Here is an 11,017-nt window from a genome sequence, read left to right on the forward strand (position 1 = left end):
GGTGTCATCTTCCGGCCGGACGCGCGTCACTTCCGCAGCAGCGGAAGGCGGCGCACCCCCGTCATGGTCGGCGTGGTGATGAACTCCACGGGCTCATCGGGATCGGTGCGGAGCTGGTCGAACCGGTCGAGCAGGATGTTCAGCGCCACCCGCCCCTCCAGCCTGGCCAGCGGCGCGCCCAGGCAGAAGTGGATGCCGCGGCCGAAACCGAGATGCGGGTTCGGGTCGCGCCCCGGGTCGAAGGAGTCGGGGTCGGGGAACTGCCGGGGGTCCCTGTTGGCCGCTGCCAGCCAGCACATGACCATCTGGTCGGCCGGGATCGTCACCCCGCCCAGCTCGACGTCGCGCGTCGTGGCCCGGCCGAGGGCGGCGAACGGAGTCATGAGCCGCAGTGACTCCTCGATGACGTCCGGGATCGTGCCGCGGTCGGCGCGCGCCCTGTCCTGCTGCCCGGGGTAGGCGTCCAGGCACAACACCGTGCTGCCGAGCAGCATCGTGGTGGTGATGTGCCCGGCCAGCAGGAGGATCATGGCGAAGTTGACCACCTGGTCGGCGGGCAGCCGTTCGCCGTCCACCTGGGCCTCGACCAGCCTGGTGAGCAGGTCGGCGCGGGGTTGCCGCCGGCGCTGCTCGGCGTGCTCGCCGAGATAGCCGGCCATCTGCCGCCACGCCTTCATCGAGGGCTCGGTCTGGGCCTTGCGCTCCTCGGCGGTGTACTTGACGGAGATCTTGGCATCACGCTGGAACAGCGCGTCGGCCCACTCCTTGAACAGGGCGCGGTCGCTGCTGGGCACCCCCAGCAGTTCGGCGATGACGATCACGGGCAGCGGGTAGGCCAGGTCGCGCACCAGCTCGAACCCTTCGCGCTCGCGCGCCGCGTCGAGCAGTTCGCCGGTCAGCTCGGCGATCCGCGGCTCCAGGTCCGCGACCACCTTGCGGGTGAAGGCGCTGCTGACGAGCTTGCGCAGCTTGCCGTGCTCCGGCGGGTCGATCTGGGTGATGAACCCGTCCAGGGACGGGGTCTCGCCGTCCGGCAACATCGACTTGGGGACGACGCGCATGGTGTCGGAGGAGAACGTGGACGGATCGCCGAGCACCTCGTGCAGCTCGGGGTATCCGTAGATGTTCCACATTCCGGCTTCCTCACTGAACTCGACCGGCGGGCCGGATCGCGGCCCGTGCAGCCAGAAGTGTTGTGCGGGAACGTTGTACCGCTCGACGATGTAGGACATCGCCTTCTCCTTGGGTTGAGGATCCCTCTTCTTTGTCGCTCTCGAATGATCGAGACGTACGTCAGGACGATCTCTTGCGGTATTCCTCCCAGCGGTGCAGCATCTCGTCCGCGTCATGGAGGATGAAGGCGAAGAACTCCCTGGTCTCCGCGACCTGGGCCCGCTGGGTGGTCCGTGCCTCGTCCACGACCGACAGCCCGAAGTCCAGCGTGTCCAGGCTGAGCTGCATGGCCTTGAGCTGGACCTTGATGGCGTAGGCCCAGCCGCCGCCGACCAGCCGGTAGTGGTGGCCGCGGGCCGACGTGGGCACCCGCTCGATCATCCCGGCCGTCTCCAGTTGCCTGGAGACCGTGCTGACCGCGGTCTTGCTCACGCCGAGCGCCGTCGCCAGGTCGGTGAGCGACTGGTGCGGCGGGTCGCAGATCATGAGCCAGCCCCACAGCCGGCCCATCGTCCGCGTCGTGCCCAGGCGCTCCATGACCAGGCCCATCCGGTCGACGAACTCGCTCTCCGAAGGATTCATCCGCGCCAACTTCGCAATGAACGTCAAGTACGTACTTTACGAACTGTACGCCCGTGCCCTCCGGCCTGTGAAGCGGGATACGGCGATCCATACGGGTCTTGACGCGGAAAATACGCGCTCGGTCAGTCGGCGCCGAGCCGGACGAAGGTGGCGTTGCCTGCGGCGGCGCGCGCGCCCAGGACGTGCCCGTCGCACATCCGCGTGACCGTCCCCGCCCGGTCGATCACCTTCCACGTCGCCGTCTCGTCGCACGGCCGGCGCAACCGGTCATGCGCCCACGTACGCTGGCACACCCGGCACGTGGAGATGCCCGCGCTGGAGTTGAGAGTGTTGCCGTGCTCGGGGCACACGCCCCACGGCAGGCCGCACGGCTGCTCCTGCAACCTGGCCAGGTCGGCGGCGGCGAGTTGCAGATCCTCCGCGCCCCGGGCCAGCCACCCCGCGGCCTGCCGCGCCGCCACGAGGGGATCGGGTTCGGCGGATCCGTTCTGGACGGTGCCACAGAGCGCCCAGAGCTCGGCGGTGAGCGCCTCGGCGCGGGTGGCGAGGGCACGCAACTGCTCGGGAGTGACGGTCATGCCGGCTTCCCTCTCACGCGGGCCGCGGTCGCGCGGCCGGGAACTGGTCGCTGATGTGGACCCTACGTCGTCCCGGGCGTGACTGTGCTGCGGCAGGTGCGACTGTGCTGCGGCAGGTGCGACGGCCGATCAGGGTTCGCGCGAGCACGGCTGGACGGCCAGCCGGAATCCGACGCCGCGTACGGTCTCGATGAAGTCGGGCAGGCCGAGTTTCCTGCGCAGGCCCGCCACGTGCACGCCGAGCGTCCGGGTGTCTCCGGCCCCGTCGTGCCCCCAGACCTCGGCCATGATGTGCTCGCGCGTGAAGGTGCGTCCCGGCTCGCTGGCCAGGAGAATGAGCAGGTCGAACTCCTTGCGGGTGAGCGCGACCCCCCGGTCGGCCACCGCCACCCGCCGGCCGTGCGGGTCGAGCCGCACGGGGCCGAGCACATATTTCTCGCGCGGCCAGCGGGCCCGCCGCACCACGGCCTCCATGCGCGCGGTCAACTCCCGCAGCCGGTACGGCTTCACGACGTAGTCATCGGCCCCCATCCTCAGTCCGAGAACCCGGTCGAATTCGTTGTCGCGGCCACTGACCACAATGATCGGCACGCCGGACACGGCGCGGATCAGCCGGCACACCTCCACCCCGTCGATATCGGGCAGGCCGAGATCCAGGAGTACGACATCCACCGAGGCGAAGAGCCGCAGAGCCGAGCGGCCGCTCGCGGCGGTGATCGTCTCGAAACCCCGCTCCGCGAAACCCCGGACCAGCTCCATGCTCGTCGTGACGTCATCCTCAACGATCAGGACACGCATGTATCCCCCGTCTCGGGGCCGCCCCCGTCGTGAGCCACGAACCTCCCGGCGTCCGGGTGTCGCGTGCCTCGGGTGCCCCTGCGCTGCTCGCCCCTGTGGACAGAGAAAAGCGGCCCAGCCGTAATACGCCTGGGCCGCGAGCCTGAGCCGGGGGACTAGGGGATCTTGTACTCCTGGGCCTTGCCGCAGTAGCTGGTCCCGATGGGCGCGTTGGTGTGCCGGCACACCTGCACGACCACCCGGGTTATCGTCCGCACGCCCGTGGAGTCGGACAGCTTGAAGGCGAACTTGACCTGCTCGTCGTTCGCCTTGGCGGTCTCGGTGGCCACGAGCCCGGTGTCGTCGTAGCCGTCGAAGGTGGCGGTGGTGTACTTGTTGTCGGGGAAGCAGACGGTCGGGACGCCCTCGTCGGACACTAAGCCCTCGACGAGGACGGTCGGGCGGATGACCGGTCCGGCGTAGCGTTCGAGGCTACCCTCCGTGAAACCGCGGCGGCATGAGTCGCCCGAGTCCGCGGCGAAGCTCACCGCCGTCTGGGCGGCGGCCAGGGCAGGTGGGGCGGCCAGCAGGCCGGTGGCGAGTACGGCACTCATCGTCAAGCCGGTGAGCAGACGCACGATATGACCCTCCGTTGGGTGAGGAGATCCGGCCACCCATCGTGAACCGTTTTCGCCCGCCTGCCTATGCCCGCCGTTACACCAATGCCCACTGATGAAGCAGTGCCTGCTGGTACGCCAACGCCCGTTGTCGCACCGATGCCCGCTGTCGCACTGCCGCCCGCCGTCACATTCCGAACGGGCCTCCGTCGGCGAAGGCGTGCTTGGCGAAGCGTTCGCCCATGCGGAGGTGGGTAACGGCGTCCGGGTGGAGGTCGTCGGGCAGCGGCAGTTCGGCCGCGTCCTGCTCGCCGTACAGGTCGAGGCCGTCGAGGTAGTGCAGGTTGGGGTCGTCGGCCGCCCGCTGACGCACGATGCGGGACAGTTCCTCGCGGATCACGGTGAGCGTCAGCTTTCCCGCGGCGCGCTCGGCGGGGTCGCCGGTGGCGCGGAACCGCAGCTCGCCGGCCTGCATGGCCTCGAAGTCGAAGGTCAACGGGCCCGGCGTGTCCTCGTGGATGGGGCAGTGGATGGCGGAGACGACCAGCAGCGGCGTGGCAGGGTGGCCGTCGCGGATGGTGTCGAGGAAGCCGTGCACCGCGGGGCCGAACGCGCGCAGGCGCATCAGGTCGGCGTTGACGACGTTGATGCCGATCTTGAGGCTGATCAGGTCGGCGGGGGTGTCCCGCATGGCGCGGGCGGTGAACGGGTCGAGCAGGGCGCTGCCGCCCAGGCCGAGGTTGATCAGCTCCACCGAGCCGAGTGCCGCGGCGTGCGCGGGCCAGATGCCGGTGGGGTGCACGGCGTTGGAGCCGTGGCTGATCGAGCTGCCGTGGTGCAGCCACACCCTGCGCCCCCGATCCGGTACGGGCTCGGCGGGCGCGTCGGTGCGCAGGGCCACGAGTTCGGTGGTCTCGTTGTGCGGGAGCCAGATCTCGACGTCCTTGACGCGGTCGGGCAGACCGGTGAAGCGGAGGGTGCCGGCCGGTCCGGGAGTGAACTCGGCGCCGCCGGTGACCAGGTCGATGGTCACGGTGTTGCCGCCGGTCGCGGTGGCCTGGGCGGTCAGGTCGCCGTCGATGAGCAGGTCGTACACGCCCTCGGGGCGGGGCGGTGCGCTCGGGTAGAGGCGCCTGGTGGGCAGCGTGTCCAGCTCTACGGCGGTGGCCCGGGTGCGGAAGGCCAGCCGTACGCCGGAGGGCTGGGACTCGACCATCGACAGTTGCGGGTCGGTCCACTGGGCGCGGGCCTTGGCGGGCAGGCGGTGCGGCAGCAGGCCGCGCTCGGTGCGCTCCAGGTCGAGGGCGCCGCGCAGCAGGTCCGTGGTGATGGGCGTGGTGATCCAGTCGGTGTGCATGGTGCTCTTTCGTCGATCGGAGAGGGCGGAAGTGGCGGCGCACGGTCCCCGCTTCTGTCAGGAGAGGCCAGCCCGTTAGGGGAGGCCAGCCCGTTAGGAGGGGGGCGGGCCGTCACGAGGGGGCGGCTCGTCAGGAGGTGGGGGAGGGCCAGTTGCGGAGCAGGGCGTCCAGGGCGTCCAGGGCGCGTTCCCAGGTCTCCTGGGTGTCGGGGGCGCTGTGGCTGAACCCGCCGCCCAGCTCCAGACTCACGTAGCCATGGAAGACGCTGCCCAGCAGTCGTACCGCGTGGGTCTGGTCAGGTTCCGTCAGGTCGTAGCCGCGCAGGATCGCCCGGGTCAGCTGGGCGTGCCTGACGCCGGCGACGGCGACGGCGGTCTTCGTGTCGAGCCTGAACTGGGTCGCGGCGTAGCGGCCCGGATGTTCGCGGGCGTAGTCGCGGTAGACGTTGGCGAGGGCGGTCAGGGCGTCCTTGCCGGCCCGGCCCGCCACCGCGTCGGAGGCACGGTCGGCCAGCTCCTCCAGGGCCAGCAGGGTGATCCTGGTCTTGAGCTCGTGGGAGTTCTTCAGGTGCGAGTACAGGCTCGCCACCTTGACGTCGAACCGCCTGGCGAGCGCCGACACGGTCACCTGATCGAAGCCGACCTCGTCGGCCAGCTCCGCCCCCGCCCTGGTGAGGCGTTCCGCACTCAGCCCCGCACGTGCCATGACTCTCCTCCAAATTGCCTTAACCGGACGGTAGTTTGCCTAAAGCCTTTAGGCAAATCGGCGCGACATGAAGGAAGAGGGCGGCTGGAAGCGTATTCGAGCCACCAGCCCCATGACGTGCATTCCTTGACTTGAGTCTCAGCTCGTGGTCATATCCCAACTATGTAAACGGTTAAACTCTCGCGAGTTTCCGTCAGGTGACGTCCCCCCAACCCCCCCATGGCCTCTGGAGGTCAGAATGCGCGTCACACACCGATGGAGAACTGTGCTCATCGCCACCGCGCTGCTCCTCGGCACCGTCCCGGCAGTCCCGGCGCAGGCCGCGGCCGGCCCCCGAATGATGGAGAACCTCGGCCGCGGAGTCGTGGCCGTCCGCACCGGCAGCACCAGCGTCCTGGTGTCCTGGCGGCTGCTGGGCCTGGATCCGGACGGCATCGGTTTCAACGTCTACCGTTCCACGGCCGGCGGCGCGGCCGTCAAGCTCAACGCCGACCTGCTGACCGGCGGCACCAACTTCGTGGACTCCACGGCCGACCTCACGCGGCGCAACAGCTACTACGTCCGGCCGGTGATCGACGGGGTCTGGCAGCCGGTGAGCGCCTCCTTCGAGCTGACCGCGAACCACGCCGTCGAGCCCGTGGTACGCATCCCGCTGCGGGCGGGCGGCGCGATCAAGTTCGCCTGGGTCGGCGACCTGGACGGCGACGGCGCCTACGACTACGTCGTGGACCGCCAGACCTCCCCGCAGACCATCGAGGCCTACCGAAGTGACGGCACGTTCCTGTGGTCGGTCAACATGGGCCCGAACAGTACGAACCAGGACAACATCGAGGGCGGCTCGGCCACCATCGACGTCGGCCACAACGACGGCGTCACCGTCGCGGACCTCGACAGCGACGGCCGGGCCGAGGTCGCCGTGCGGGTGGCCAACGGCGTCACCTTCGGCAACGGCAGCCGGCACACCGAGAGCGACAACGTGCGCCAGTCCATCGCCATCCTGGACGGCCGGACGGGTGCCCCCCGGGCCACCGCGCCGGTGCCGACCGACTATCTGTCCGACGGGCCGATGTACGCCCGTTTCGGCGTCGGCTCGCTCGACGGCAGCACGCCGAGCCTGGTCGCGTACCTGAAGAACCGGGTCGGCAACGGTGGCTTCAACCTCATGTACACCGCCTGGAAGTTCACCGGCAGCGCCCTGACCAGGCAGTGGAAGTTCCTGCGCGGAAACCAGGATCTCCCGGACGGGCACAACACCCGCATCATCGACGTGGACCAGGACGGCAAGGACGAGATCGCCGAGATCGGCTTCGTGCTCAACGGCGACGGCACCCTGCGCTACAGCCTGGCCGACGAGGGCGTCGTGCACGGCGACCGCTTCCACATCGCGGACCTGGACCCCAGCAGGGCGGGCCTGGAGGGGTACGGCGTGCAGCAGGACAACGCCAGCGGCCTGCGCGAGTACTACTACGGCGCCGCGAACGGCAACATGCTCTGGCAGCACGTCGAGAGCGGCGTCGGCGACGTCGGCCGGGGCATGGCCGGCGACATCGACCCGCGTTTCCCCGGCATGGAGGTCTGGTCGTTCTCCGGCCTGTACAACGCGCGCAGCAACCAGCTCACCGAGCCGAACACCTCGCTGCGCCCCTGGCCCCACCTCGGCCTGTGGTGGGACGGCGACCTGACCATGGAACTGCTCAACGACGGCAAGTTCGAGAAGTGGAACCCGGCCGACCCCCGGCCGACCAACAACCTGCCGCGCCTGCTCAACATCTCCAGCTATGGCGCGGTCAACGCGCACGGCGTCAACCCCGCCCTGGTCGGCGACATCCTCGGCGACTGGCGTGAGGAGGTCGTCTACACCAACTCCGCCCGCAACGAGCTGATCGTCTTCACCACCGGCCTGCCGACCACGACCAGGCTGTACACCCTCGCCCACAACCCCGCCTACCGCAACGCGATGACCCTCAAGGGCTACCTGCAGTCGCACCACGTCGACTACTTCCTCGGCTCCGGCATGACGAAGCCGCCCCGGCCGAACATCGCCTACGCCGGCGCTTGAGCCGGGTCGTAGTAAGCGGTTACAGCGCCGCCGGACCCCCTGGGCGGGGATCCGGCGGCGCGCGGTCTCAACGGCGGGTGATCACCAGTCGCAGTAGCCGTTGCGGGCCGACCAGACGTCGAAGCCGAAGTCATGAACGACTTCTCCTGGGCTCACTTCACGACGCTCGCCGGCGAAGCCGCGCGAGGAGTAGAAGCACCAGTGGTCGGGAGTGTTGTTCGCCGCCTTGATGACGGGCGGCACGATGACGGCCTCATCGCGGGAGATCATCCTGAGCCGTCCGTCCGCGTCCAGGGCACACACCCCGACGATCCGGGGGCAGGCCCAGTTGGCGGGGGCCTTGGCGGCGGGCTTGGGGGCGGTTGCCTCGGGGGCGGCGGGCTTGGGGGCAGTTGACTCGGGGGCGGCGGCCTTGGGAGCGGCGGGCTCGGGGGCGGCGGAGGCGGGCATGGCCAGCCCGGCGGTGGCCGTCGCCACGGCGAGCACGACGGCGGCTCGGCGGAGGAGGGTTCTCATGGGTCACTCCTTGCTGTTCGGGTAACGCCTGCAAAGGCAGACACCTCACCTAACAGCACTGCGTAGCCGATCTACAACGCAGAGTGACATAACCCTGTCGCCGCCGCCACCGCCATCATGGTTAGATGGGCGAACAGCCGCTGACGGGCGGCAACAGGGCGGCGGAAGTGGTGCGGGTCGGCGACACCGTACGCCGCTCCCGTGACGAAGGCGCCGACCTCGCCGCCCGGGTGCTGACCTTCCTGGAGTCGGTCGGCTACCCGTACGCCCCGCGCCACCTGGGCATCGACGAACGCGGCCGGGACATCCTGACCTACATCCCCGGCGTCACCACCGACCATCCCGGCCAGCGCGCGCCCGGGGCCTACGCGATCGGCGGGCGGATGTTGCGTGCCCTGCACGAGGTGACCAGCGGCCACGCTCTGGCGGCCGGTCAGGAGTGCGTCGTGCACGGCGATCCGGGACCCTTCAACACCATCTTCCGCGACGGCCTGCCCGTCGCCTTCATCGACTGGTCCTCCTGCGGGCCGGGGGCGGGGCTCGGCGATCTGGCGTACCTGGCCTGGACGTGGTGCATCCAGGCGCAGGGCGGGGTGCCGATCGAGGAGCAGGCCCTGCACCTGCGTGAACTGTGTGACGGGTACGGGGCCGCTGTCGGTCCGGAGGAACTCCTGGACGCCGTGGTGGGCAGGCAGAGCGGGCTCGCCGAAGCGGAGCGGGCCGTCATCGGGGACGCGCGGTTCACCGACGCCCGCCGTCGCCACGCCGAGGCGGCCATCGATTGGGCCACCGGCGACCGGCGGCTCGTCCTCCGGCATCGGGAGCTCCTGCTGACCGCCCTGCGCGGGCGCCGGAGATCGCCGTGATCCACCAAGTCGGAGATCGCCGTGGTCCACCGGGTCGGAGATCGCCGTGATGCACCGGGTCGGAGATCGCCTTGATCCGCCGGGCCTGCCGAAACGAAGGAGTCCCAGGGGCCGATCGCCGCCGCAGCCGTCCAGATCATCGCTTACTGTGCAAATCGGGGGGACGGGCTGCGGGACAATGTCCGGGGCCGGTGCGTTGTAGGGGCATGGCCAACGGGGGAACACGGAGGATGACGTCGGGTATGAGCGCTCAGACGCAGGAACGACTCGGACCGTACCGGGTGCTGCGGAAGATCGGCGAGGGCGGCATGGGCGTCGCCCACCTCGGGCTCGACCCGGCGGGCCGCGAAGTCGCGATCAAGGTGCTGCACCCGCACGTGGCCGCCGACCTCAAGGCGCGCGACCGGTTGATGCGCGAGGTCGAGACCATGCGCATGGTACGCAGCCGGTACGTGGCCGAGGTGCTCGACGCCGAGCTGGCGGGCAGCAAGCCGTACGTGGTGACCCGGTTCGCCCCGGGCCGCACGCTTGAGGACACCGTGCTGACCGGCGGCCCGCTCGGGCCCGACGAGGTGATCAGGCTCGCCCGGGGGTTGTGCCAGGCGCTGGTGGACATCCACGCGGCCGGCGTGATCCACCGGGACCTCAAGCCGTCCAACGTCATGGTCGTCAACGGCGAGCCGCTGGTCATCGACTTCGGCATCGCCCACCTGGTGAACGCCTCCAGGCTGACCCAGACCGGGATGTTCGTCGGCACGCCCGGCTACCTCGCGCCGGAGATCATCCGCAACTCGCAGATCACCCAGGCGGCCGACGTGCACTCACTGGCCTCGACGGTGTTCTTCGCCGCCACGGGGCTGCCGCCGTTCGGCACGGGGACGTTCGAGGCGGTCTGCTTCAACACCATGGAAGGGCGGGCGCAGATCGACAAGGCGCCCGCCTGGCTGCAGGGCTGGCTGACCCGGGCGCTGCAGGTCGATCCCGCCGCCCGGCCCGACGCGCGGGAGCTGCTGCGGATGGCCGGGGCGCTCGATCCCACGGCCCGTACGGTCGAGCCCGAGCGGGGCCGCCCCCGTACGATGATGCTGGACACCGTCTCCCACCTGCTTCCGCCGGTCGAGTACGGCCGGGGACACCAGGAGGAGCGGCACGCGCCCGCCCCCGACCCGACCGTCGTGGCCGGGCAGCCCGAGGAGCACCGTCCGGCCCCGGCTCCCAAGGAGCCCTTCGACCTGCGGCGGTTCGTGCGCAGCAGTGGGTTCGTCGGGACGCTCATGGTCGTGACGCTGATCGCGCTGACCATCGCCATGCCGGTCCGCGCCGGTCTGGCGGCGGCGGCGATCTCCCTGGCGTTGCACGCGGGCGAGCACTTCTTCGGCGAGTCCCGGTGGTCGCCGTCCAAGGCGGCGCTCGTCGCGGCGGGCAATCTGTTCGGGTCGCTGGCGGTCGGTTTCATCGCCGCGGGACTGCTGCAGTCGGCCGTCCGGTTGAGCGGCACCCACGCGGAGGCATTGGCGGCGGGCGTGTTCACGCTGGGCCTGTTCGTGCTGCCCGGCGCGGCGCCGGCACGGCGGATCGCCTCGCGCATGCTCGCCCGCGCCCTGCCCGGCCACCGCGGGCTGGTCGTGTCGGCGGCCGTGATGGGGCCGATCACGCTGATCGCGGTACTGGTGGCCCTGGGGCTCACGCTGTAAGAGCCTGCTGACAAAGGGATTTGGTGTCCGGGCTCGGGTCTGAAGAGTGCCGGGGTGTGGTCATGATTGGGCTGTTGACCGGTGAACAGGAG

11 protein-coding genes are annotated in these 11,017 nt (G+C 70.1%); 3 read left to right on the top strand and 8 right to left on the bottom strand.

Annotation, left to right across the window (positions count from 1 at the left end; genetic code table 11):
• Positions 1-26: 26 nt before the first annotated feature.
• From AB0I81_RS14245 to AB0I81_RS14275, 7 genes are all read right to left on the bottom strand, one after another.
• Positions 27-1,232, bottom strand: coding sequence for a cytochrome P450 (locus AB0I81_RS14245; RefSeq protein WP_360655475.1), 1,206 nt, complete (start codon positions 1,230-1,232; stop codon positions 27-29).
• A 61-nt stretch (positions 1,233-1,293) separates the two neighbouring features.
• Positions 1,294-1,782 (bottom strand): MarR family transcriptional regulator, encoded by a 489-nt coding sequence (locus AB0I81_RS14250; RefSeq protein ID WP_360655478.1) that lies wholly within the window; start codon positions 1,780-1,782, stop codon positions 1,294-1,296.
• 95 nt (positions 1,783-1,877) lie between these two features.
• Positions 1,878-2,333 carry a hypothetical protein gene (locus AB0I81_RS14255; protein ID WP_360655481.1) on the bottom strand — a complete coding sequence of 152 codons (456 nt, stop codon included), beginning with the start codon at positions 2,331-2,333 and terminating at the stop codon, positions 1,878-1,880.
• Between the two features lie 129 nt (positions 2,334-2,462).
• The gene (locus AB0I81_RS14260; protein WP_360655484.1) at positions 2,463-3,131 is read right to left on the bottom strand and encodes a response regulator transcription factor; all 669 of its coding nucleotides are present in this window, start codon (positions 3,129-3,131) and stop codon (positions 2,463-2,465) included.
• A gap of 155 nt (positions 3,132-3,286) precedes the next feature.
• Positions 3,287-3,748 carry a hypothetical protein gene (locus tag AB0I81_RS14265; RefSeq protein WP_360655487.1) on the bottom strand — a complete coding sequence of 154 codons (462 nt, stop codon included), beginning with the start codon at positions 3,746-3,748 and terminating at the stop codon, positions 3,287-3,289.
• A gap of 166 nt (positions 3,749-3,914) precedes the next feature.
• Positions 3,915-5,084 carry an SGNH/GDSL hydrolase family protein gene (locus AB0I81_RS14270; RefSeq protein WP_360655490.1) on the bottom strand — a complete coding sequence of 390 codons (1,170 nt, stop codon included), beginning with the start codon at positions 5,082-5,084 and terminating at the stop codon, positions 3,915-3,917.
• 130 nt (positions 5,085-5,214) lie between these two features.
• Positions 5,215-5,790 (bottom strand): WHG domain-containing protein, encoded by a 576-nt coding sequence (locus AB0I81_RS14275; protein WP_360655493.1) that lies wholly within the window; start codon positions 5,788-5,790, stop codon positions 5,215-5,217.
• Positions 5,791-6,055: 265 nt separating this feature from the next.
• On the opposite strand from AB0I81_RS14275, the gene AB0I81_RS14280 reads away from it, so the two are divergent.
• Positions 6,056-7,849 (top strand): hypothetical protein, encoded by a 1,794-nt coding sequence (locus AB0I81_RS14280; RefSeq protein ID WP_360655496.1) that lies wholly within the window; start codon positions 6,056-6,058, stop codon positions 7,847-7,849.
• Positions 7,850-7,930: 81 nt separating this feature from the next.
• Here AB0I81_RS14280 and AB0I81_RS14285 read toward each other — a convergent pair whose 3' ends face one another.
• Complete coding sequence (locus tag AB0I81_RS14285; protein ID WP_360655499.1) at positions 7,931-8,365, bottom strand: hypothetical protein; 435 nt, start codon at positions 8,363-8,365, stop codon at positions 7,931-7,933.
• Positions 8,366-8,490: 125 nt separating this feature from the next.
• Here AB0I81_RS14285 and AB0I81_RS14290 point away from each other — a divergent pair, with 125 nt between their 5' ends.
• Together AB0I81_RS14290 and AB0I81_RS14295 are read left to right on the top strand one after the other, a co-directional pair.
• Positions 8,491-9,231: a phosphotransferase gene (locus AB0I81_RS14290; RefSeq protein WP_360655502.1), complete on the top strand. Its 741-nt coding sequence runs from the start codon at positions 8,491-8,493 to the stop codon at positions 9,229-9,231.
• Positions 9,232-9,473: 242 nt separating this feature from the next.
• The gene (locus AB0I81_RS14295; protein ID WP_360655505.1) at positions 9,474-10,925 is read left to right on the top strand and encodes a serine/threonine-protein kinase; all 1,452 of its coding nucleotides are present in this window, start codon (positions 9,474-9,476) and stop codon (positions 10,923-10,925) included.
• Positions 10,926-11,017 lie beyond the last annotated feature (92 nt).

This window comes from Nonomuraea sp. NPDC050404, assembly GCF_040655495.1.
Classification (GTDB): domain Bacteria; phylum Actinomycetota; class Actinomycetes; order Streptosporangiales; family Streptosporangiaceae; genus Nonomuraea.